The 25,543-nt window shown below is 37.8% G+C and carries 18 protein-coding genes; 4 read left to right on the forward strand and 14 right to left on the reverse strand.

Features of this window, described 5'->3' with window-relative positions:
* Window positions 1-403: 403 nt before the first annotated feature.
* The 9 genes from ptsG to MT391_RS04205 all read right to left on the reverse strand — a co-directional run bounded on the left by ptsG (window position 404) and on the right by MT391_RS04205 (window position 11,514).
* A complete protein-coding gene (ptsG, locus tag MT391_RS04165; RefSeq protein ID WP_166370177.1) occupies window positions 404-1,810 on the reverse strand; it encodes a PTS glucose transporter subunit IIBC in 1,407 nt (468 codons plus the stop codon).
* Window positions 1,811-2,325: 515 nt separating this feature from the next.
* On the reverse strand, window positions 2,326-3,714 hold the full coding sequence (gene dbpA, locus MT391_RS04170; protein ID WP_166370175.1) for an ATP-dependent RNA helicase DbpA: 1,389 nt from the start codon (window positions 3,712-3,714) through the stop codon (window positions 2,326-2,328).
* Window positions 3,715-3,931: 217 nt separating this feature from the next.
* Window positions 3,932-5,632, reverse strand: coding sequence for a S1 family serine peptidase (locus MT391_RS04175; protein WP_499497012.1), 1,701 nt, complete (start codon window positions 5,630-5,632; stop codon window positions 3,932-3,934).
* A 150-nt stretch (window positions 5,633-5,782) separates the two neighbouring features.
* Entirely contained in the window at window positions 5,783-6,130 is a 348-nt protein-coding gene (locus MT391_RS04180; RefSeq protein ID WP_166370173.1) for a putative quinol monooxygenase, read from the reverse strand.
* A gap of 399 nt (window positions 6,131-6,529) precedes the next feature.
* A complete protein-coding gene (locus tag MT391_RS04185) occupies window positions 6,530-6,994 on the reverse strand; it encodes an NfeD family protein (protein WP_166370171.1) in 465 nt (154 codons plus the stop codon).
* A 2-nt stretch (window positions 6,995-6,996) separates the two neighbouring features.
* The gene (locus MT391_RS04190; RefSeq protein ID WP_166370169.1) at window positions 6,997-7,932 is read right to left on the reverse strand and encodes an SPFH domain-containing protein; all 936 of its coding nucleotides are present in this window, start codon (window positions 7,930-7,932) and stop codon (window positions 6,997-6,999) included.
* Between the two features lie 392 nt (window positions 7,933-8,324).
* A complete protein-coding gene (gene efpL / locus MT391_RS04195; RefSeq protein ID WP_499497013.1) occupies window positions 8,325-8,891 on the reverse strand; it encodes an elongation factor P-like protein EfpL in 567 nt (188 codons plus the stop codon).
* Between the two features lie 23 nt (window positions 8,892-8,914).
* Window positions 8,915-9,241, reverse strand: a complete 327-nt coding sequence (locus MT391_RS04200; RefSeq protein WP_499440509.1) for a TusE/DsrC/DsvC family sulfur relay protein — start codon at window positions 9,239-9,241, stop codon at window positions 8,915-8,917.
* Window positions 9,242-9,321: 80 nt separating this feature from the next.
* Window positions 9,322-11,514, reverse strand: coding sequence for an FUSC family membrane protein (locus tag MT391_RS04205; RefSeq protein ID WP_499497014.1), 2,193 nt, complete (start codon window positions 11,512-11,514; stop codon window positions 9,322-9,324).
* Window positions 11,515-11,795: 281 nt separating this feature from the next.
* Between MT391_RS04205 and folD the strand changes: the two genes are divergently transcribed.
* Window positions 11,796-12,650, forward strand: a complete 855-nt coding sequence (gene folD, locus MT391_RS04210; protein WP_166370161.1) for a bifunctional methylenetetrahydrofolate dehydrogenase/methenyltetrahydrofolate cyclohydrolase FolD — start codon at window positions 11,796-11,798, stop codon at window positions 12,648-12,650.
* Window positions 12,651-12,747: 97 nt separating this feature from the next.
* Here the strand turns inward: folD and trxB are convergent, their stop codons facing one another.
* The gene (gene trxB, locus MT391_RS04215; RefSeq protein WP_166370159.1) at window positions 12,748-13,698 is read right to left on the reverse strand and encodes a thioredoxin-disulfide reductase; all 951 of its coding nucleotides are present in this window, start codon (window positions 13,696-13,698) and stop codon (window positions 12,748-12,750) included.
* Window positions 13,699-13,867: 169 nt separating this feature from the next.
* A complete protein-coding gene (rne, locus tag MT391_RS04220; RefSeq protein ID WP_499497015.1) occupies window positions 13,868-16,957 on the reverse strand; it encodes a ribonuclease E in 3,090 nt (1,029 codons plus the stop codon).
* 330 nt (window positions 16,958-17,287) lie between these two features.
* Between rne and rluC the strand changes: the two genes are divergently transcribed.
* The 3 genes from rluC to MT391_RS04235 all read left to right on the forward strand — a co-directional run bounded on the left by rluC (window position 17,288) and on the right by MT391_RS04235 (window position 20,020).
* The gene (gene rluC / locus MT391_RS04225) at window positions 17,288-18,226 is read left to right on the forward strand and encodes a 23S rRNA pseudouridine(955/2504/2580) synthase RluC (RefSeq protein ID WP_166370155.1); all 939 of its coding nucleotides are present in this window, start codon (window positions 17,288-17,290) and stop codon (window positions 18,224-18,226) included.
* Between the two features lies 1 nt (window position 18,227).
* The gene (locus tag MT391_RS04230; RefSeq protein ID WP_499497016.1) at window positions 18,228-18,872 is read left to right on the forward strand and encodes an HAD-IA family hydrolase; all 645 of its coding nucleotides are present in this window, start codon (window positions 18,228-18,230) and stop codon (window positions 18,870-18,872) included.
* Window positions 18,873-19,042: 170 nt separating this feature from the next.
* Window positions 19,043-20,020, forward strand: coding sequence for a glycosyl transferase family protein (locus MT391_RS04235; protein ID WP_499497017.1), 978 nt, complete (start codon window positions 19,043-19,045; stop codon window positions 20,018-20,020).
* 113 nt (window positions 20,021-20,133) lie between these two features.
* Here the strand turns inward: MT391_RS04235 and MT391_RS04240 are convergent, their stop codons facing one another.
* The 3 genes from MT391_RS04240 to MT391_RS04250 form a co-directional block, all read right to left on the reverse strand.
* Window positions 20,134-21,078: a CsiV family protein gene (locus MT391_RS04240; RefSeq protein WP_499497018.1), complete on the reverse strand. Its 945-nt coding sequence runs from the start codon at window positions 21,076-21,078 to the stop codon at window positions 20,134-20,136.
* A gap of 21 nt (window positions 21,079-21,099) precedes the next feature.
* The gene (gene mfd / locus MT391_RS04245) at window positions 21,100-24,579 is read right to left on the reverse strand and encodes a transcription-repair coupling factor (protein ID WP_499497019.1); all 3,480 of its coding nucleotides are present in this window, start codon (window positions 24,577-24,579) and stop codon (window positions 21,100-21,102) included.
* A gap of 78 nt (window positions 24,580-24,657) precedes the next feature.
* The gene (locus MT391_RS04250; RefSeq protein ID WP_166370145.1) at window positions 24,658-25,215 is read right to left on the reverse strand and encodes a PilZ domain-containing protein; all 558 of its coding nucleotides are present in this window, start codon (window positions 25,213-25,215) and stop codon (window positions 24,658-24,660) included.
* Window positions 25,216-25,543 lie beyond the last annotated feature (328 nt).

Genomic DNA, 25,543 nt, shown 5'->3' on the forward strand with positions numbered 1-25,543 from the left:
AAAATAAGTCAGTCGAGAGGCGAACAGATTCAAGCATCAAGTTGAACATATAACGGGCTAAATGGAGCTTTCATTCCTATCTATAACAAAAACTATAACAAAAATTTATAACAGCCTATAGCTACCAATAACACTAACCAATAACAAAAACAAAGCTAAGGTTCATTTTAACAAGCATAAATGACTAGCTATTTGCTTTGCTTAAATTGCTATTTGGCATTGTCTAAATGTCCGAGCTAGGCCTTGAATAATGCATATGAGTAGTAACTGAAATATATATAAGCCATAGAGGACACAAAGAGATAAAATCCATAAATAAAATCCATAAATAAAATCAATAGACAAAAAAATAGGCATCTCGAAGATGCCTATTTTATATTGGGTAGAAACTTGTGCCTTAAGGTTATTTACCTAAGTAAGCTTCCATATCTGTTTTTAAGTTATCTGATTTAGTACCAAAGATAGCTTGTACACCATTACCAGAAACGACCACTCCAGCAGCACCTAGTTTTTTAAGACCAGCTTGGTCAACAAGTGCAATATCAGCAACACTAATACGTAAACGTGTGATACATGCATCTAAGTTAACGATGTTTGCTTTACCGCCAAATGCAGTAACTAATGCAGAAGACATTTCTTCATTGTTTAATTTAGCCGTTGTAGCTTGCTCTTCATCTTCACGACCAGGTGTTTTTAGGTTTAGAGCACGGATCACGATGCGGAATAAAGAGTAATAAATTGCTGCATAGATAAGGCCAACAACAATAAAGTAGATAAGTTTTTGTGAGTTAGCTGAAAGTACCAAGAAATCGATTAAACCATGTGAGAATGATGTACCGTGAACCATACCTAACATGTTAGTTACAACAAACGCTGAACCAGCTAGTAATGCATGAATAGCGTATAATACAGGAGCAACAAACATGAATGAGAATTCGATTGGTTCAGTAATACCTGTTAAGAATGATGTTAAGGCAGCAGATACCATGATACCCATTACTTTTGCACGATTTTCTGGTTTTGCAGAGTGTGCAATAGCAATAGCAGCGGCTGGTAAACCAAACATTTTAAACATGTAACCGCCAGCTAATTGACCAAAACCATTACCAGCAGCACGAGAAGCATCATCAGCAGATAAGTAACAAGTTAAAATACCGTTTAATTGCTCACCGCTTGAATTAACACAAGAACCTGCTTCGAAGAAGAAAGGTACATTCCAGATATGGTGTAAACCAAATGGAATTAATGAACGTTCAACCACACCGTAGATACCAAAAGCTACCGTTGGGTTTTGGTTTGCAGCCCAGTGAGAGAATGAAGCAATACCTGCACCAATTGGAGGCCAAATAATTGATAAAATAGCACCCATGATAATTGCCACAAAACCCGTCATAATCGGCACTGCACGTTTACCCGCAAAGAAACCTAAGTAGTCAGGCAATGTGATGTTGAAAAAGCGATTATACATCGCAGCAGCAATACCGCCGGCAACGATACCACCTAATACGCCTGTGTTCGCGCCTGGTGCTAGTGTTTCAATAGTTTGCATCATGATGAAATAACCAACTGCAGCAGCAAGACCGGCTACACCATCATTTTTAGTAAAACCAAGTGCTACACCAATAGCAAATAGTAACGCCATGTTACCAAATACTGCGCCACCGGCTTGTTCCATCAGTTGTGATACAACATCAGGTAGGATACTAAATTTAGCAGCACCTACACCCAATAAAATACCTGCAATAGGTAACACTGATACAGGAAGCATTAAAGACTTCCCTACTTTTTGTAAATTCCCAAATATATTCATAGATTACTCCAAGGTGGTTAAGTTTTGATAAAATATCTGTAGCGATATTTGATGACGGGAGTGTAGCGATCGAAATGCAAAAAAAATGTGTAGATGATCACATAAAATAAGAAGTTACGTTTACTTACATTGTAGATAGTGCTGTTGCAATATGTTACAAATTAAAATTTGAAACAGCCTTTTTTATAGTCTAAGGATCTCGCAAGTTATTGATGTTTATTGCTGCACAAAGTGTTTATAAAAAAGTCATATTTGAAGAGGGTAGCTGAAAGTAATTATAGGAGAAAATTTAGGGGTTATAGGTTATAGGTTATAGGACTAGATAAGCCTCTAAATATTTCCCGCTTAGAGGAGGCATAGACTAAACGGGAAATTTATTTTTAAGACGCTAGATTTGTATAATTACTTTATTCCAGTAAAAATATCACAAGTCGTTAATTTTAAATGAAAAAATTTAATCACTACATGATATTTCTAGCGTGGTAATCGGTAATCGGTAATTGATAATTGCTAAATTAGCCTCTTACTACCATTACACGGAACTTTCTGCCTTTTAGTTTTCCTTCGCTCAGTTTTTTAAATGCAACTTTTAGTAATGCTCGATGAACTGCAACATAAGACCAGTTATCGGCAACGTAAATTTTACCTACTTGTTGTCCGGTAATACCATCTTGGCCGGTTAATGCACCCACGATATCACCTGGGCGAATTTTTTGTTTTTTCCCACCTTCAATACGAATTGTGATCATCTCTGATGGTGGTGGTGTTACTTCAAGTAAAGAGGCATCGGGTAGCGGGCTAGCACTGATATTACGGTCTAGAATATCTTCTAATAACTTAATACGGTAATCATCTTTATTGCTAAAGAAAGTAAAGGCTAATCCTTTGCTACCTGCACGACCGGTGCGCCCAATACGGTGAACATGTACTTCTTGGTCATGAGCAACATGGAAGTTGAATACCGCACTTAAATTATCAATATCTAATCCACGAGCAGCAACATCGGTTGCGACTAAAATACGTGCACTTTTGTTGGCAAAACGGATCAATGCTTGGTCGCGATCTTTCTGCTCTAAATCACCATGTAATGCAATGGCACTATAGCCTCGGTTAGCGAGTTCTTCAGCAACTTCAGTGACTTCTCGCTTTGTATTACAAAATACAACAGTAGATTCAGGTTGGTGACGATTCAATAACAAGCGTAACGCGATCATTCTTTCTTGGTTATTTTGTACCGAATAAAATGTTTGCTCGATAATGTTATTATCGTGTGTGGTTGCAACAGTTACTTGCTTTGGTGCATTCATAATACGCTGTGCAATTTTTTGTATCTGCTCAGGGTAAGTGGCACTAAATAGGAGTGTTTGGCGTTGTTTCGGGCTGTGCTCTATGATGCTATCAATGGCGTCTTGAAAGCCCATTTCTAACATTCTGTCCGCTTCATCAAGAACTAATACGCTGACATGCTCAAGGTTTAAAGAACCTCTGCTTAAATGATCTTGAAGTCGACCAGGTGTACCTACGATAATATGAGCACCGTGTTCTAAAGAAGCTGCCTGTGGGCTCAGTGGCGTACCACCACAAAGTGTCATTACTTTGATGTTATGGATTGACCTTGCTAGTTTTCTAATATCAGTCGCTACTTGATCTGCTAATTCACGAGTAGGACATACAACTAATGACTGGATCCTAAATTGTTTTACGTTTAAACGGTGTAAAATACCCAACGTAAACGCAGCTGTTTTACCTGAGCCCGTTTTACCCTGCGCAATCACATCTTCTCCATTTAGAATTAATGGTAAAGATTGAGCCTGTATTTCAGTCATCTTTAGGTAGTTTAAAGAGTCTAAATTGCTTAATAGGCTGTTTGATAGTGGCAAGGATGCAAAAGAGGTTTCACTCACGATAATAATTTCCTGATAGGGTAATGATAATGATCGCTACCATAACAGTTTGTCTGCTTAGTCACAAAATAATGTTGTAAAAATAAGCCGCTAAAATGCCACAATAACCAGTAAACGTCTCTATAAAATTTCTAAAGGTTGTAAAAGTTTTAAAGAACATTGTTTTCAAAAATAGTTTAAAAAAACTCAGCAAATTGGTTATTGATAGCAATAATGGTCATTGTGGTCGTTGAAAATAAAATAAACGCTGTTTATAACAGGCGAGTAACAACAATAAAAATAGACTCCAGTATTGTAAACTACCTCCGCCGCCTGAGCTTTTTGAAACAGAAGCATTAGTAAAAACTAAAGTAGGTGCGGTGATATCATTACTATCCACTTCACCTGGTTTTTGAAAACGGATATTGTTGATAAATGCTTTATCAGACCCACTGTTAATACTACTATCTTTTGAGTATTGCCAAGTAACAAGGTTGGTTGTGCCTGATAATGAGTAGGTTTTTGATGAAAATTGTTGATCGCCCGAAATCCTATCCATTTCAACGCCGTTAATCAGTAACGTTAATGTATCGTAGCCATCTTCGGAACTGACTGCCCAATCAAAATGTAAACTTCCTTGCCCTGATATAATAGCAACAAATTGAGTTTGTTGATTCGCGTTGATAGCGGGTGAGCTTAAATAGTTAACATCATTGACAACTAACCAAGGTGACGAGTTTGATTGATACCACCTAATTTGATTATTATTAGGCAGTGATACCGCATCTGCACTGACTTTACGCATGGCGGTTGCTGTTAATAATATAGGCGGATTAGTGATTGTACTAACACCTGTTTCAATCTCAATATTGGCTGAATCTTCACTATTATAGGAGCCGCTATTAGGGCTATAGGTTAAGTTTAATGTGCAGGTTGCTTGCGTCGCTAAATTGTCACAATTGTTACTTTCTAATTCAAACAGAGTGTCATTTGTAAGAGAGAATATAGGAGCAAACGATTGTTCTGACTGGTTTTGTATCAATATTTCAAAGGTATTACTTTCATCAATATCTGCCACAAAATAGTGGGTATCTGTGAGTGCTGTAATGCCTGTGATGTTAGACTCTATCCAATCTTGATAGTTAGATACTTTAGTATAAACACCCGCCGTCTGAGGTTGAGCGCATCCTTGACCAAAACTGACAATACCAATTTGTTGAACAGTTTCGGTGGCCGATTCAACTAATAACGGTCCGCCACTATCACCTTGGCAAGAATCTAAACCACCATTGTTCACATCACCCGCACAGATCATGTTATCTGTAATGTTTGGCATGACACTACTGCAACTTTGTGAAGATAAAAGTGGCAGTGTTACCTGCCTAAGGATACTTGGGTAGCTTACGGGTATATCTTGACCCTCGCCTTTAGAGGCATAGGCAATAGTAGATCCCCATCCGATAGCAGTAGCCATAATATTATCTACACTAATAGATTGTGCTGTTTCTAAGCTAGATAAACGGCTAACGGTTTGCTGTGTTAACGTTTCAGATAGTTTTAATAAAGCGATATCATTATTAAATGTTTTTTCATTAAAAGCAGGGTGGATGATAATTTTAGTTATATTTGTGGAAGTGGTACTAGGGTTGGAAGATAAATTATATTCACCCACGGTGGCAATGAGCTTACTTGCTGTTTGATCAATAACACAATGTGCAGCAGTCAGTACCCATTGTTTATCGATTAAAGTACCGGCACAAAAATGTTGTTTACTTGACTGGTATTTTAAACTAACCACCCAAGGGTAATCAGACTGTTCTGAAACCTGATCTCCACCGACGATTCGACTAGATATTTGAGACTCATCAGCCAATACATAAAATGATGGTAATAATAAAAACCAAAGGCTAAAAAGGTTATACAGTTTATATTTTTTCATTTTATCTCTGTCCACGTTAAGGCAATTAATGCATGTAAAGTGTATGTAAATTACTTCTGCATATACTTTTTCTATGACTTTATTATGAATTTTATTGGCTGAATTAAGCCTCAAAACTTAATTGTATTAATAATTATATATTTAATCTTTCTATAGGGTGGGAGCGTCATAGTGATGTGGTTGGTCACTATAAACACACACATTATGATCCTCAACCAAACCTGCTTCATCGACACATTGTTGTTGAAAAAACGCAAGGATCTCTTGACGTTGGCAATGAGCTTCAAAGGCGGCTTTATTTTCCCAAATTTCATTAAAAACCAGTGGAAAGCTGTCGCCCGAAGCAAACTCATTTTCTATTTTTCTGGTCACGAGATATTGTAAACAACCATCTTCTCTTAGTGTATTTGGCTCAAGAGATTGCAATATTTTGAATAGTGCTTCTTCTTTGCCAGGTTTGGCTTTAAACATGGCGATACAATAAATTTTTTGTGACATGGATTATCCTGATTGAATTCAAATAATAAGAGTAATAAATTAAAACGATATTACTGATTAGTCCTTTAATTAACAACTTTATAGCAAGACTAATTAATAAAAAAGCACTTAGCTATTTCTTTGTGAGTGCTTTTAGGGACGTAATACTTTTATTTCATTGGTAAATAGGGATGCAAAGGTTAAGTTGGCTTGAGGTCATGGTGACATAAGCATGTGTAACGATAAGCATAAAAATACTGCAAATTAATTGCGCTTGTCTGACAAGAATCTTAATTGCAGAGATGATCCTATGGCTTTATGAACCTATGACCTGAGTAGATAAGGGTTACTGGAAGCTATTAATTTCGATAAATAAACAAGATTTGAAAAATGCATAGTCAATGAGATATTTAAGTTCGATTAAGCAGATTCTTTAACCGCTTCAACAGTTAATAAGCCCACTTCCATTTTTACGATACTCACTTCAGTACCTGAAGTTAGGGGCTGTTTTGCTTTAACTTGCCAATCAATCCCTGAGTAACGATGGGTGATCCTTTTCCCCACTGTTAAATCTTCTGATAAAGTAAACTGGTGACCTATCATGTCATTGTTAACTTGATTTAACGTTACATTATTTTGCATACGTTTCATCGGTTTCCAACTGATCACCGCGACAATACTAGAGATTATGGCGATCGCTAACAATGCACTCAGTATCGTTTCCGATAGTATTCCTAGTAGCATCAATAAACCTGTAATTATTGTACCAATACCAATAAAAAATAGTACAAAGGTTGAGAAACCTAATACTAGTACTTCGGTTGCTAACATGATCAACCCTAGTACTATTAACATTTCTGGCAGATGAGAAAGTAAGTAGTCCATAATTAGCCTTTATTTAAGCTATTAATAATGGTCATAGCTTGTGCAACCATTGATGCCGCATCATTGCCACTATCAGGTAATAACACAACAGATGATTCTTTTGCGATCGCCGCTTTTGCTTCAATTGCTTTAGTCGCCAAATCGAGTTGAATCGCTTTTTGACCTTCCTCTGTATTAGCCGCTTCACCGACCATACGTAAAGATTCTGCCTGTGCTTTTGCAACGGCAATAATTGCTTGTGCTTCACCTTGAGCTCGTAATACTTGCTCTTCTTTTTCCGCTTCAGCGTTTAAGACAACAGAACGTTTTTTACCTTCGGCAACGTTAATAGCAGCTTGACGATCACCCTCAGACTCTAAAATTTGAGCACGTTTAATACGTTCTGCTTTCATCTGTGTTTCCATCGCTTCCATTACTGTTTGCGGTGGTACGATATCTTTTATCTCATAACGTAAAACTTGAATGCCCCATGGGCCAGATGCCTCATTAATAGCTGCAACTATGTTGGTATTGAGTACATCACGTTCTTCAAAGGTTTTATCTAATTCCATTTTACCTAGTTCAGAACGCATAGTTGTTTGAGATAACTGCGTTACTGCAAACACATAATCATCTACGCCATAACTGGCCTTCACCGGATCTAATACTCTGAAATACAAAACACCATCGACACTAAGAGAAATATTATCGCGTGTGATCGCACTTTGACTCGGTACATCGACAGCTTGTTCTTTTAAAGATCGATCAGCACCAATACGATCAATAAACGGAATAATAAAATTAAGGCCTGCTTCTCGAGTTGATTGGTATTTACCGAATCTTTCAATCATGTAAGCCCGATTTTGTGGAACAAAAATGATTGATGACTTTAAAATAACGAACACTAACACAAGAATAAAAACTTCAATTCTTAAAAAGTACTCAAACAAAATATCCATAGTAAATCCCGTTTTAGAAATAAATCAGTTAACAATCAATAGTCTTAAAATAGCAGGTTGCTTGGCACATTCATACTCTATTTACTTAGACATATAACATAATGGATTGTATTGCTTGGTTTAGTATTGAAGATGATCACGTTTTTAATGAAGGGGGAGGTTAAAAATTATTTAACTAGGGTATGACAAAGTAATTTATTACTATGTAAAGCGCCGTGTAAAGTGATATATAAATTGCGGTGTAAAGAGAAGCCGGTTTAAAAACCGGCTTCTTAACAGGTAGGTTATCTGAGTTGATTTAATTTACAGTCTGTACATTAACTTAAGCCTACATTTAACTTAGATCTACATTTAGCCTAAATCTTTCATTAAAACCAGAACCTGCATTAAAATTATGCACGCCCCATAAATTTCTTCTCGGCAGTGTTCACACGTATTTTATCACCAGTAGAGATATGTTCAGGTACTTGTACGGTTAAACCAGTAGATAAAATAGCTGGTTTAGTACGTGCCGTCGCAGAACCGCCTTTGATTGATGGGTCTGTTTCTACGATAGTTAAATCAACACTGGCAGGTAATTCAACACCTACCGGTGCGCCATCAACTATAACCACTTGTAGACCCTGTGTATTTTCATCAATAAACAAAACTTCATCAGCGATGCTTTCTTTGTTTAAGTTGTATGGTGTGTAGTCTTCACTATCCATGAATACTAACTCATCACCATCAAGGTATGAAAACATAACATTACGACGAATTAAGTCAGCCAGTGTTAACATATCGCTGTCTTTAAACGTTTCGTCGGTTTTTGCGCCAGATACTACATCGTACATACGCATGCGGTATAAACTACCACCTGCACGCCCCTGAGGTACTGAACGTTCAATGTCTTTGATAATGTAAACACTGTTGTTAAATTCAACAGCTGTATTTTTTTTGATATCACTTGCCTTAGGCATATTATATTTCCTTTATGTAGTGCTTATATACATCGTGCTGGTTTAGGTAAACCGGCAATTTTAGTCGCTTGTTTCGCTGGGCCGTCTGGGAATAATCGGTATAAATAACGGCTATTTATTTTCTCTGCTCCGTACTTGTTTTGCATCGCCTTTACTAATGCGCGTATGGCCGGAGAGGTATTAAACTGCTCATAAAAATCGCGTACAAAATAGATAACTTGCCAATGCTCGTCGCTCATGGTGATATTTTCTAATTCTGCGATAGCAGCCGCTAGAGATACATCCCACCCCTTCGCATCAAGTAGGTAACCCTGCGCATCTGTTGCTATTTCTTGACCGTTAAATATCAAGTTTAATTCCTCTAACTAGTGAACGCATAATGGGTGCAAAATTCTATATCAAAAATATTCAGTTGCCTATTCAAAAAATATTAATCTGACACTTTACTTTCAATTTGTTGCAGCAGTACCTGAATATCCATGGCGGTAAAAGCAATTAAACGTAATTGTTCAACGATTAATTTGGATTCATCTGACAAGCCTTGTTTATAGGACTCAAAAGACTCAATCTCAATTTTATCAATAGCCGTCTGTTTTAACTCTGGGCGGTACGTATATAAAATTTGTTCTGCTGTACTATCAAAAAGACGCTGTAATATTACTAAATCTTCATTGGTCTCTATTTTATGGCGATGTGAAGACAGTGCTGCCATATAGCAGTTAAGTGCATCACAACGGTTTACTAACCCATACATCTCTTGTTTAAGGTGCTGTTTGGAACTTGGCTCAAACAGCATGCTTTGCCAAGCCGTGGTTAAACCTGCATCAGCTTTAAATGAAGCAAAGCGGGTTTGTCTAAAAATCATACTTTCGCTACGCCCAAACTGGTACTGTTGAGATATTTGCTTGAAATAACGACTGCTATTAAGCAGTAAGCCATTGACCATCGCAGGAAAACGTTTGAACTGCCAATCAGGATAAATAACACTGATCGCTATTGCACTTAATACACAACCTATGATGGTTTCATAGATGCGCTCATACAACACATCGACTCCGGAAGGAGCCAGTAAGTTAGTTAAGAACATGACAAATAAGGTGATAAAAATAACCGCTAAACCATAGTTTGTTCTGACGTAGTTAATGAATAAAAAGGCGGACAAAATCATTAATACAATTTGTACTGGGTTATTTTCGATCAGGATGAACGCCGGAAAGCACATTAAAATACCGAGTAGCGTGCCAAAACTTCTTAAAACTAAACGTTTACGTGTCTCACTAAAACTAGGCTGGCAAACAAACAGCACCGTCGATAAAATCCAGAAGCCGTTATGAAGTTCGAATTGCACTTGAATTAAATAGGCAAACACCAGGGATAAACTAATCCGTACCGCATGCTTATATACGCCAGTTTTTTGAAGATAAGCATTGTGAATGCTTTTCCAGAATGAGTTTTTAGGTTGTTGCTCATTATCAACGATAATCGGATAGCTATGTCCTGATTTATTAAGTTCATGCATATCCCCCAAAGATACAAGTAAGCAATCTATGCCATCGAGGTTGTCGTAAATAGCTTGCAGCGCTTGCATTGCCTCTTGGTTATTATCAAATAATTGCAGTTTTTGCTTTAACAAATAAAGTTGGTCTGAAAGGGCATGAATGGTCCACTTCAGACGCCTTGAGTGTTGATATTGCTTTTTGTCATTGATGCTAGCACCGAGCATATGACAATCATCACTGAGTTGTAAAAACAGTTGATGGAAGCCTTCGAGAATTTGACTACGGCCAAAGGTATGTTCTAGTTGACTATATAAGTATTGGCTAGCGCTAATACGTTCATGTATTTGCTCTGCGACTAAATAGTATTGGTTTAATAAACTTAATTCACGCTGGTGGTTATTAGCTTGGTATTGGCCACGGATCATATCTCGTGATGATTCTAATCGCACCATGATGCTGATATTAAGCTGAGCTAATTTTTGTCGTGTTTCAGTGATGGCTTTTCGCGAATTACCTTTCTGAGCATCAAAGAGGTCTGATTTTTGATGCTGATAACGACTGATTGCATAAAATAGCTGTGCCAGTTGCTCTCGAATAGTGCGGTTAGGGCTAAAATGAGACCAAAAAATAGCAAATAATCCGTACCACAATACACCGATGGCTAATAACAATGGTTGTTCAAACCAAGCAACATTATCTCGATGTCCTATCATGGTGTAGATAGCAATTAAAATGGCACCAAAGCCAATTTTGCTATAATGCATACCTAAACTTGCCAACATCATAAATGCAAAGGAAGAGGTGCCTAAACCAATGGCAAAAAACAACGGGTAGGGTAGTAGCACTTCGACACTGGATGCGGCGATAAAAAAGCAGGCGATGACGGTTGCAATAAACTTTTGTCTATCTTTAGTATTCTCATCTACCTCTACAATGGCTGATGCCAATACGCCTAAACATAGTGACAGTGAAATAGCTAAATTCGATTGTTCAAAGAATCCAATATCGAGGTCAAATATGGCAGGGATAAAAGTACAGGTCATTGCAATCACGACTCTAAACCCAGAGTGGGCATTCGAGTCAGAAATTAAGCGTCTAACCATCAACGTTAAAGGGTTTTGCATAGATGACTTCTCATGGTTTCAATACTCAATAATGTAAAGTGAGGTGTTGTTATTCACATAACTCTTGAGCAACATACTATTGAATACTTATATTAATATCAGCCTATTTTTCAAGTAACTAAATACGTTAACTAAAAAACCAACTAATTTTGATTTAAAGTCAGGATATTACCTTAAAACCCTAACCCTAAGTTACTAAATTTTGTATCTTTGATGTGACATCTTAAGTGACTTTTGCGACAATAGCGTGGAATTTTTTTAACTAAAAAGAGTAATGTTTGATGTCTGCACAAATCATAGATGGAAAAGCGATTGCCGCTGCGATTACCGATAAAGTAACTGCGGGCGTAAATGCACGGAAAGAAAAAGGATTACGCGTACCTGGACTTGCCGTTGTATTGGTAGGGGGCGATCCTGCTTCACAAATATATGTACAAAGTAAGCGCCGTACCTGTGAAAAAGTAGGGTTTACTTCGAAAGCTTATGATTTACCAGAATCAACTTCTCAAGAGACATTATTAGCATTAATAGACGAGTTGAATGACGATAAGACCATTGATGGTATTTTAGTGCAATTTCCATTGCCAGACGGGTTAGATGAAACATCAGTAATAGAGCGTATTGCGCCTAACAAGGATGTGGATGGTTTTCATCCTTATAATGTCGGCCGTTTAGCACAACGTATTCCCCTATTAAGATCTTGTACTCCACGTGGCATGATCTCTATGATTGAAGCGATTGGTGTTGATATTCGTGGTATGCACGCCGTAGTTGTTGGTGCCTCAAACATAGTAGGTCGTCCGATGACGTTAGAGTTATTATTAGCGGGATGTACCACTACAACCTGCCATCGTTTTACTAGAGACCTCGAATACCATGTTCGTCAAGCTGAAGTTTTAGTGGTTGCACGTGGACAAGCCAACTTTATTCCCGGTGAATGGGTTAGAGAAGGTGCAATTGTATTAGATGTAGGTATTAATCGATTAGAAAATGGTAAAATAACCGGTGATGTAGAGTTTGATGTCGCTAAAGAAAGAGCGGCATGGATATCACCAGTACCTGGTGGTGTTGGGCCGATGACAGTAGCAACATTAATTGAAAATACGTTGTTCGCTTGTAATGAATTTCACTCTTAGACTGCGTAAATATTGTTAATTAATGTTTAAGTTTATGTTTTAGAAATAAAAAAGACTGCAAATGCAGTCTTTTTTATACGAATTTTTGTAAATATTATTACAGGTTATCTAGGTATTTTTCTGCATCTAGTGCAGCCATACAACCTGTTCCTGCAGAAGTGATCGCTTGACGGTAAATATGGTCAGACACATCACCGGCGGCAAAAACACCTTCGATAGAAGTTTGAGTAGCATTACCTTCGCTACCTGTGTGTACTTTTAAGTAACCATGATTCATGTCTAATTGGCCTGCAAACATATCTGTGTTTGGCTTATGACCAATGGCAATAAACACACCCATTACTGCAAGTTCTTCGGTTTTGTCAGATAATGTATCTTTTAAACGTAATCCTGTTACGCCCATATCATCACCTAATACTTCATCTAAAGTACGGTCAGTATGTAAGATGATATTACCGTTTTTAACTTTTTCATTTAATCGATCTAAAAGAATTTTCTCAGAACGGAAACCAGTACGGCGATGTATTAAATGTACTTCAGAAGCAATATTTGACAAGTATAATGCTTCTTCAACAGCCGTATTACCACCGCCAACAACCGCCACTTTTTGGTTACGGTAAAAGAAACCATCACAGGTTGCACAAGCAGAAACACCACGACCTTTAAATGCTTCTTCAGAATCTAAACCTAAATAACGAGCAGAAGCACCCGTTGCAATGATCAACGCATCACAAGTGTAAGTACCTGTATCGCCTTTTAATGTGAAAGGACGTTTAGTTAATTCAACTTCGTTGATATGGTCAAAAATAATTTCCGTATCAAAACGTAAAGCATGTTCTTTCATGCTTTCCATAAGACCAGGACCTGTCATATCCGCTGCGCCGCCAGGCCAGTTTTCTACTTCAGTTGTTGTTGTTAATTGTCCACCTTGTTGCATACCCGTTATCATAACTGGGTTAAGGTTTGCACGTGCGGCATAAACTGCGGCCGTGTAACCTGCAGGGCCAGATCCTAAAATTAACAATTTTTTATGTATAGTTTCGCTCATATCGTTACCTTGAATAATAAAAAGACTAGCCAGTTGTATTTTTTAAACTGCGCTAATTAATAATTGATAAAGTTTATTAATACTAAACTTTTGAAGTGACAATTTCAGTAAAAAAAAACGGATATCTCATCGAAATATCCGTTCTTATTGATAGGTAATAACTACTAAACTATAAAGACGTTTTTACCATTTCGCTACTAGCACGGTTACTTGCAAATGAACTACCAGCTTGTTGTGAAGCTTTCACAATTGCTTGACGTTCAGTTGCAGCTACAATTTGAATCTCTTTAGTTAAATCTAAAGGCTCTGAAATTGTTTTAACCATTGCTGAGGTTGATTTACCCTTAGCGTTGCTGACTGTGCCGTGAGAACTTGAGGTTGATTGATTACTAACAACCTGAGCAACTGTTTCCACAACAGGCGCAGTTTCAACTTCTTCTGCCTTAACTTCAGTTACCTCAATTTCAGTTTCTTCAACCTTAACTGCTTCAGCTTGCTCGGCTTCAGTTTCTTCAACCTTAACTGCTTCAGCTTGCTCAGCTTTAGTTTCGTCAACCTTAGTTTCCTCTGCCTTAGGCTCTTCAACATTTGCAGCTTCAACTTCTACAGTGTCAACTGCATTAGTTTCTTCTGTAACAGGTTGTTCGCTGTTCGTTGTTGCTAACTGCTCAGCGGCTTCTGATTTAACGGCTGCAGGTTTTTTTGTAACCGGTAAGATCTTTTCAGCTGCCGTTACAGGCACTTGTTGAACACTTTTTTGTAGTTGTTCAGCTTCCTGTTGAGGCGCTTGCTTATCCGCAATGTTATTAACATTTTCGGCAACAGGTACAGTGGCTTGTACTGAATTTTCTTCAATTGCTTGATCGTCTGATTCAGGGTAACGGCTAGTTACTGCTACTTCATCTACATTATCTTGGTTACGTTTATTATTACGTTGTCCATTGTTACGTAAGTAACGTGAACGACGGCTAGGGATCGCAACAGGAGTATGTGCTTCTTGATTCGCTTGCTCAGATGTTTCGTTCTCTTTTAGGTCTTTAGCATCATTAGCAGCAGGTGTTTCTGTTTCTGGAGTTTGCTTAGTCTCTTCAGGAGATTTTTTAACCTTAGCTTTCGGTTTTTTCGTTTCTACTGCTGGTTGATTATTTGCTTCAACTTTTACATCAGCAATATCTGCACTTTCTACCTTGCTAGTTTCGACTGCATTTTCAGGCTGTTGAACACGAACTTTCTTACGCATGTTACGACGTTTACGACGTGCGACGATAACTTCTTGGTTATTACCTTTGTCGTTATTATCTTGAGCCGGTTTTGCTTCGTTCTCGTATTTTTTAGTCTGTTGTGTTGCTTTGCGATCTGGAGACTTACGATTAGTGCGGCGATCAGTACTGTTGTCCGTTGTTTTATCGTTACGATCAGTGCGGTCGTTACGAGGATTGCGGTTACGGCTTTGATTGCTTTTAGTATTACGTGGGTTACGCGTATTACTAGGTTGCTCTTTTTTCTCTTCTGGTTTAGGAGAAGTTTCTGCTTTTACTTCTGGTTCTTTTTTTGAATCATCACTAAAGAATTTTGCAATAGATTGCACTATCTTAGTGAATAAAGAAGTCGTTGGAGCAACTACAGCTTGTGGTGCGGCTTTTGTTTCAACAGCAGCTGTTTCTTTATTTGGCGCACTAAAACCTGTTAATAAAGGTTCCTCGATCTCATTACTTTCTATTTGAGCGATATTAGGAATATAAACTGTGTGTTGTTTTTCAAGTGCATCGTAATTGATGTCTTCTTTACCATCTTTACGCGTACGCTTCACTTCAAAATGAGGAGTAAGCAGATTTGCGTCTGGTATGATGTAAACTTCACAATTATGACGATTTTCGATTTTAGCAACTGATTTTCGTTTTTCATTTAACAAATAAGCAGCGACGGCAACCGGTACACGCGCTTGAATTTGAGCAGTGTTTTCTTTTAGACCCTCTTCTTCAATCAAACGTAGGATTGCAAGAGATAAAGAGTCATTATCACGAATTGTGCCTTGGCCATGACAGCGCGGACAAACACGAGATGCTGATTCACCTAAAGAAGGGCGAATACGTTGACGAGACATTTCCATTAGACCAAAACGAGAAATTCGGCCTAATTGAATACGCGCTCTATCTTGACGTACAGATTCACGCATTCTGTTTTCAACTTCACGTTGATGACGAGCTGGTGTCATATCAATGAAATCGATAACTACTAAACCACCAAGGTCACGTAAACGTAATTGGCGAGCGATCTCTTCAGCAGCTTCTAAGTTGGTATTAAATGCTGTTTCTTCAATATCGCCACCACGTGTTGCACGCGCAGAGTTGATATCGATAGACGTTAGTGCTTCAGTTGGGTCAATAACAATGGAGCCACCAGAAGGTAAACGTACTTCACGTTGGAAAGCTGATTCAATTTGGCTTTCAACTTGGTAATGTGTAAAGAGTGGGATTTCACCTTGGTATAGTTTAAGGCGATTAACGTAATCAGGGCGGATCATTTCGATATGATTTTTGGCTAATTCAAAAGTCTTAGCATGGTCAATCACAATCTCACCAATATCACGGCGAAGATAATCACGAATTGAACGAACAATAACGTTACTTTCACGATGGATTAAAAAAGGAGCTGCTTTGGTTTTAGAAGCTTGATCAATAGCTTGCCAGTGATTAACCAGAACGTTTAAATCCCATTCTAATTCTTCAGCTGATTTACCAACGCCTGCGGTACGTACAATCAAACCCATACCATTTGGTAATTTAAGGTCAGATAATGCTGCTTTTAATTCAGTACGCTCATCACCTTCAATGCGACGTGAAATTCCGCCAGCTCTTGGGTTATTTGGCATTAGGACTAAATAGCTACCTGCTAAACTAATAAAGGTAGTTAGTGCTGCACCTTTATTACCACGTTCTTCTTTTTCGATTTGAATAATTACTTCTTGGCCTTCTTTAATAACATCTTTGATGTTAGGGCGGCCTTTGAATGAATATCCTTCTGGAAAGTAGTTTCGAGCAATTTCTTTAAGTGGTAAGAAACCATGGCGTTCAGCGCCGTAGTCTACAAATGCTGCTTCTAAACTTGCTTCAACACGTGTTATTTTACCTTTATAAATGTTTGCTTTCTTTTGTTCGTGACCTGGACTTTCGATATCAAGGTCGTACAGTTTTTGCCCATCAACGAGGGCGACACGTAACTCTTCTGCTTGAGTTGCGTTGATTAACATTCTTTTCATTTGTGAACTCTTGTTTTATTTTTTTCGTTATTTTTATATGTACTAACTGTTTTTGCATGCTTGACCTCATGTCTGGTTATACAATCTCTCGACTGGAAGTATTCTGAGGTGCGTTACAAAGCGGATACAAAAAAGTGTTAAATCAAAAATAATTTAACACTGCAGCGTTACATTCTAATCATTTGATTTGCTTTCGTAAATGCTATGCCTACTAGCGCTTTTAAAATCATAAAATCACGAGGCATTAACTTTGTTATTGTCGCATTTATATCTACTTACAAGCAACAAAGTTTTTACATATTATGTGATTAGGCGTGATAAACTTAACGAATGGAACAGATAAATCACTCAGTACGCATTATTGACATCGCTCAAGAAAATGCACAACAACGTATCGATAACTTTCTTCGCTTACACCTTAAGGGCGTGCCTAAAAGCATGATCTATAGAATTGTACGCAAGGGAGAAGTTCGTGTTAATAAAAAACGCATCAAACCCGATTACAAACTACAGGTAGGCGATAGTGTTCGTATCCCGCCAGTAAAAGTGGATCCGGAAAATGCATTACCGTCCCCTAAACTCAACAGCATCAAAAATTTAGAGTCAGAGATTGTGTATGAAGATGATGGTTTAATCATTCTTAATAAACCTTCTGGACTTGCGGTTCATGGTGGCAGTGGTCTAGATTTTGGTGCAATTGAAGGGTTACGCGCCTTACGTCCCGAAGCCCGATTCTTAGAGTTGGTACATCGCCTTGATAAAGCCACGTCAGGTTGTTTATTAATTGCTAAAAAACGCAGTGTATTACGTGCGTTACATGAACAACTTCGTCAAAAAACCATGAAAAAGCAATATTTTGCTTTAGTAAAAGGGCAGTGGAATATAAAAGACCGCTTAGTCCGTGAGCCGTTATTAAAAATACCTCAAGATTCTGTGGTTAAAGTGAGCCCATTAGGGAAAGCTTCAGAAACACATTTTAAAATTGTTCAGCGTTATGAAGGCGCAACCTTAGTTGAAGCGAGTCCTGTTACCGGACGAACGCATCAAATACGTGTTCATGCGGCATGTAAAGGACATAATATTGCCTGTGATGAACGTTATGGCGATAAAACTTTTGATAGTAATATGAAGTCATTAGGTTTAAACCGATTATTTCTACACGCTGCGCATATTACTTTTTTCCATCCTGTGCTAGAGAAAAGAATGACGGTGAGTGCACCTCTTTGCCCGCGTTTAGAAGAATTATTAGGTAAATTACAGCGAAGCTAATATGAAACATCCATTAATTATTTTTGACTGGGATGGGACCTTAATGGATTCCATCGATAAAATTGTGCTGTGTATGCAGCAAGCAGCAAAAAATCAACAACAAGTTGTGCCTACAGAACAGGCAGTTAAGAATATTATTGGTTTAAGTTTATTAAAAGCAATGCAGCAGTTGTTTCCCTCGTTATTATTATCACAGCAAGCTTCACTGGTTGAGGCTTATCGTGAGCAATATAATACAATGCATCATATCGAGACCCCTTTTTACGACGGAATCGCAGAGTTATTAACTCATCTGAAAGTACAGGGTTATGTTCTTGCGGTTGCAACGGGTAAGGGGCGTAATGGCCTTAACGGCATGATGCAAAAAACAAATACTGAACATCTATTCTCTGCAACCATATGTGCCGACGAATCGAACTCAAAACCGGATCCATCAATGATTCATTCATTATTAAAAGAATTGGATTTCAGCCCTTCACAGGCGTTAATGATAGGTGACTCTAGTTACGATTTAGACATGGCAGCTAATGCGGGTGTTAAAAGTTTAGGTGTGAGTTACGGCGTACACGGACGAGACAAGTTAATGTTATCTAACCCCATTGCCGTTGTTGATTGTTTGGTATCGCAATTACATCGATATATTTAACCTCAATTCTAGATAATGAAAGCACTCCTATATTTAAATTCATAAAGTTATATTACTTACTATAAAGTGCAGCTAGTGTTTTGCTTATCCTGAATAGAGAATTTTTAATTATGTTAGTCATTTTTTAAATATAGTCTTGGTAAAACGGCCATAGATTAATAAGGATCATAATGTTTAGCGAATATATAAAATTAACCGGTCGTGGTGAAAAAGGCCGTCGTTCATTGACGATGGATGAAGCACAACAAGCATTGACTGATTATTTAGAAGGTAGGGCAAGTTTATTACAATTGGCCGTATTGTTAATGTTACAACGTGTCCGCTGTGAAACACCCGAAGAAGCTGCAGGATATATTGCCGCATTACGTAATAAAGTGCCGAGAGAATGGCAGGGTTTATCTGTGGATCTGGATTGGCCATGTTTTGCTGGTAAAAAAAGACAACCACCTTGGTTATTGCTAGCGGCAAAAGTATTAGCCGCTAATGGTGTTAAAATTTTATTACATGGGCATATGAGTGTTGATTTGGTGAAATATCAAGTCGAGTCCGCTTGCCCTGTTTTGAATATTACTATTGCAGATACAACTGAAAAAGCACAATTGGCTTTGCAAAGTGACGCCTTAGTTTATGTTCCTTTATCTGCCTATTGCCCTGAATTAATTGAGCTATTAGCGCTAAGAGAGCAAGTTGGTTTGCGTACTCCTCTTAATACTGTGGCGCGCAGTGTTAACCCAAGTAATGCTCCCTATAGCATTCATGGTGTATTTCATAAAAGTTACGAAAAAATACATGCGCAAGCTGCGCTGTTAAATAATGAACATAGTATTATTGCTTTTAAAGGTGAAGGCGGAGAAAGTGAAGTCAACCCTCGTGTTTCAACGTTGGCTTGTGGTGTTACGCAAATCAATGGTAAAGCACAATATATTGAGCAAGATTGGCCTACGTATTTAGAGGATTTCACCGGTGCACATACTGAGGTATCAGCAGAATACCTATTAAAAGTATGGGAAAAAGAGATTGATGATGCCTATGGTGATGCTGCTGTGATCACCACTATTGCAATGGTTTTGAAGCAGATGCAACCTGACTCTTCTCAAGATGAAGCATTACAAAAAGCCAAACAATTATGGGAAGGTAGGACTTTATAAATTTTAGCTAATTAATCAGCTAATCAAAGTTCTCAGCTAACTAATAGATATAATTGAACACAAAAAAGGAAGCTAATTAGCTTCCTTTTTTGTTTAGTCGATAAACGTTGAGATTATCTAATTTTACGAATTTGTACAATCATGCCAAAAAGAGGGTGATCTAAGTAATGGATCTCACCACTGCGTAAACGTCTTGTTTGGTCAAATAAAGTTTCGGTGACCACGGTTTTTGTTTTAACACGTTGTTGAGGCAATGCCTGATCTACAACTTGAACTGCATCATCCGCTGTACCAGAAATATCCGTTTCCAATTGTGGGTTGGCTAATACAGATTTTGAAGATGACACTTCTTTTTGCGTTTCGGTACGTACAATTAATTGACTTTCAATTTCTAAGTAACGTTGAACATACAGTAAGAAATTACCATCTATCTCATATAAATCCCTAATTGCATTGTCTTTTTGTAACTCATCCAGTACATCTAATTTATCCGTTGCTGCAATAAGAAGAGGGTCTGTTTCCTGGGGGTTATTAAGTTGTGCTTTTGCTGCGTCTGCCGCTTCTTGTCTTTTTTGTGCAATGATTTCTTCTTTATAGATATCTAATGCGTAGTTTTCACCAGCAAAAAGGTGAATAGGTAATGCATTTTGTTTACTTTGTACTGGCATACGCCATGCAACATGTAATAAAGGCTTAAATAATTGATGGTTTTTAAGTCGATTCAATTGTGATTTAAGTTGAAGATGATTACTGCTCAATCGCTGTAATCGATGCCCTCCACTGACCATTTGTTCATCTGTAATTTGTACTGGATTCTGTTCATGTAAACACGGATTATCACCCAAACAGTTTGTTGCTTGCTTAGCTTTTAATACCTCGAGGCGATCTCGTTTTTTTATGTAAACATTATTTTGATCTAATTGCTCACTGAGTTTTTGAACGTCAACATTACGCTTAAAAACGAGTATTTCAACATCAAACCAACGGTCACCAGCTGCTTGTATGTTAAATGAACATAGTGATGCGACGACTAATAATAAAGTAGAGCGAAAATTCAAAAGGTTGTCCTTTTATGAGATTTATTTGACAAGGTGTAATTTAAAGCTATCAAGTAATTGTTTCAACCAGTTTATGCGTTCTGCACTACTTTCTAGCGACATTGTGAATTTTAATTTACTGGGTCCGTCTAGTTTAAAGGTATTTGATTGCGTTTGCAGTAATGAAACAAGAAACATTGGATCCACTTTGGTATGTTCAGTAAAGGTGACTGCACCACCAAGTGCATGCGCTTCAATTCTCGCAATGCCAAGTTTTGAACAACGTTGCTTAATAGAGGTGACCGCTATTAAATTTTTAGTTGAATCTGGTAATAAGCCAAATCGGTCAATAAGTTCAACTTGGATTTCATTTAATTCATTATTATTCTTACTATTAGCAATACGTTTATATAACGATAAACGTGTATTCACATCGGCAATATAATCGTCGGGAATGAGTGCAGGTATGCGTAGTTCTACTTCTGCTTGTGTCGCTAATAAGTGCTCTAAACTAGGTTCTTGCCCATTTCGTAAAGCCTCTACTGCTTGGTTAAGCATATCCATATACAAATTAAAACCAATACTGGTAATCTGTCCGGATTGTTCATCACCTAATAACTCACCAGCACCACGTATTTCTAAATCGTGTGTTGCTAGTGTGAATCCTGCCCCTAACGTATCTAATGAACCAATCGCCTGTAAACGTTTTTTTGCATCTTTGGTCATTAATTTTGGTGTTGGGGTTAATAAATACGCGTAAGCTTGATGGTGGGAACGACCTACACGACCACGCAATTGGTGTAATTGTGCTAAACCTAAGTGATCTGCTCGATTTATAATGATCGTATTCGCCGTTGGAATATCGATACCCGTTTCGATAATAGTGGTACACACCAACACATTTTGGCGTTGATGATAAAAGTCTGACATCACTCGCTCAAGTTGTTGCTCATTCATTTGACCGTGAGCCGTTGAAATCCTAGCTTGTGGTAATAGTTGTTGTAAATCAGCCGCAGCTTTATCAATAGTCTCAACATTATTGTGCAAAAAGTACACTTGACCACCACGCATAATTTCACGTGTAATAGCATCACTGATGGTCTGATCACTGCGTTGCTGTACGAATGTTTTTACTGCTAAACGTTTCGCAGGCGGTGATGCGATAATTGATAAATCACGCATACCATTCATGGACATATTTAGAGTACGCGGGATCGGCGTTGCGGTCAGAGTGAGGATATCAATTTGTGCACGTAGGCGTTTGATCTTCTCTTTTTGGCGTACTCCAAAGCGATGTTCCTCATCGATAATTAATAACCCTAGGTCAGCAAACTTAATGCCATCACTTAATAGCTTATGGGTACCTATTAATATATCGATTTTACCATCGGCAGCTTCTTGTAAAATTTGTTTTTGTTCTTTGGCTGTTTTAAAGCGAGATAATACCTCGACTCTTACTGGCCAATTAGCGAATCGATCTCGAAAGTTTTCGAAATGTTGTTGCGCAAGTAGGGTGGTAGGGACTAATAAAGCCACTTGTCTTGCATTGTCCGTTGCCATGAATGCTGCGCGCATTGCGACTTCCGTTTTACCAAAACCTACATCGCCACAGACTAACCTATCCATGGGTTGCGATGAACACATATCCGATATGACAGCATTGATGGACAGTGCTTGGTCATGGGTTTCTTCAAAGGGGAAATCATCACTGAACGCTGCGTAATTAGCTTTATTTAATTGATATTTATAACCTTTTTTTGCTGCACGTTGCGCGTAAATTTCTAATAATTCAGCGGCGACGTCACGTACTTTTTCGGCCGCACGTTTTTTCGCCTTGGCCCAAGTATCGTTACCTAATTTACTGATCGGCGCGGTTTCTACATCACTACCGCTATAACGCCCGATTAAATGCAACGAAGTCACCGGTACGTAAAGTTTGTCTCCGCGTAAATATTCAAGGGTCACAAACTCATTAACATTACCCGCCACTTCAATGGTTTGAAGGCCTAAATAACGAGCAACACCATGGTCAATGTGGACCACGGGTTGACCTACTTTTAACTCTGCTAAATTACGTACTATATGTTCAGAGTTTTCTTCATTTTGTTTATCTTGGTTTTGACGCCTACGTTGGGTTATTTTATTACCAAGTAATTCCGTTTCAGTAATAAATGCAAATTCACTGTCTATGATTAAAAAGCTATGTTCAACGCGACTCACTGTGATGAAGACTTTGCTTTTACTTTTAATACATTCGGAGATGTTTGAGATTGATTTAATAGCAAGCTTAAGCGGGTGTAATAGTTCTAATAAAGCTTCTTTTCGCCCAGCTGATTCAACACTTAATACTACCTTACCGGAAAATTGTTTAATAAACTGTTCAATATTTTCCAGTGGTGCTTTGGCTTTATGATGTATTTTAATATCTGGTAAAGTAGTGAAAGGCAGATTGGTTTTCCCTGCCTTCGGTAACGCAAATGAGGTTGGCTGTAATTGATACTTAGGAAAAGCATTGATCTGTTTAAAGCATTGCTCTTGACGGAGGTATAATTCAATTGGTTGCAATAATGGACGTAATAAATCTACTCCACGTTCTTCAAAACGATGCGCAATGGTTTTCCAAAAATCATCCATCGCCTTTTGTATATCACCGACAACGCATAAACGTGTTTGTTTAGGGAAATAATCAAATAAAGTGGCTGTTTCATTAAAAAATAACGGTAAATAATACTCGATACCAGCGGGCAAATTGGTTTGCGAAATTTGTTGGTAGATAGAGTCAGCACTAGTACATATTTTCGCTGGAAACTTATCGCTATAAGCAGACTTAAACTGGCTTATTGCTTCTTTATCCGTTGCAAACTCATGCGCGGGCAATAATTTTATCTGTTTAATGGTGGGTAATGAACGTTGCGTTTCTGTATCAAATGGGCGTATCGAATCAACTTCGTCATCAAAAAAATCAATACGATAAGGTGTATCACTGGCCATCGGATAAACGTCTAACAAAGAGCCTCGAGCACAAAACTCACCGTGTTCTCTTACTTGATCAACGGCATAATAACCAGCTTCTTGTAATTGTTCGCGAAGTAATTGCAACTCTAATTTTTGCGACGTTTTAACCACTAACGTATGTTGTTTTAAATAACTAGGTGGCGCTAATCTTAATAATAACGTCGTGATTGGAACGATTAATATGCCATCTTTCATGGATGGTAATTGATACAAGGTTTCTATACGTGTGGATATAATGTCTTGATGTGGTGAAAAATGATCATAGGGCAAGGTTTCCCAATCGGGAAATAAATTCACCTCATATTTGTTTTCTGCAAAGTAAAGTAACTCTTGATGCAGCTTAATAGCACTCGGTGTGTCATTAACGATCACAACTAAAGGAGATTTTTGCGGGTTAGCTTGAGCGCATTGATTAATGACAAAACTTTGGCTACTACCTACTAAATTGCCAAATTGTTGCGTATCAGTAGATGATTTTAAAGGCGGTATCTCGAGTAAATTTTTCATATTATTGACTTTTCTTCATTACTTTATTCTGATGATTATTGCGATACTAAACAGATTGCTGATGACTGTTTTAAGTTATTAACTATTTAATTCACGCTGTTTTGCTCGATTTTTAAGTTGTTGTGATTGCACGTGTAAGCTGGCTCTAATTAATAGTTCTCGATCTTGTTCTCGAATAAAGGTGTAGTTAAAAACACATTCGCTTTCTGAGCTATCTGAAACACAGGCATAACAGTATATGGCAGAGGATTCTTCAGGTAAAAATATTTTTAATCTAACATTATCACCCACTGCCCATTTATCACTGCCAGCAACAATGATACTTCCAGCACTGAATTTAATGCTTTGATGACGAGCCTGTTGCTCATCCTGTTGTGTTAACACATAACTTAATAACGTATTTATTTTTTGATTTTGAGCTTGTAAAAAATGCCAAAGAGCTTGCGTATTTTCACTATTAAGTTTTAAAGGGGCTAGCATACTGACATCAGCTTGCGCCAGATCACTGGCCATTCTAAATGGTCCCGGTATCTCTTCTTCAAAGGCGCCTTGGTCAATAGGTAATTGAGTTTCATTAACAGGGTGCAAGTTAATGGAAAGTGTATGCTGCACTAAAAAATATTCGTTATTATCCATGTTTGCTAACCAAGTCATTATTGAGTGTGAGTGAAACTATTTTGTAAGAGTTTTGTCTGTCTTAGCGATTAAAGATACATTAGAATGGCGACTATTAAAATGTAATCAATGAGATAAGTCTATATTGAGGCTTAATTCTGGTTACAGAGATCGCAGTTATTTATTAAATATCTTGTTAGTCATGTTATTTACAATATCGATAGCTTTGTATCATTCAATTGATCAGTGTAGTAATAACTGATTATTGTTAGATAATTTATCTTAGAAATCCGTGCACAGTAGGGTATTGACTCGCTTTGCTTATCTCTATTTTAATTATAAGTGGCGT

The sequence above is a fragment of the Vibrio sp. 1-Bac 57 genome (assembly GCF_037546855.1).
Taxonomy (GTDB): domain Bacteria; phylum Pseudomonadota; class Gammaproteobacteria; order Enterobacterales; family Psychromonadaceae; genus Psychromonas.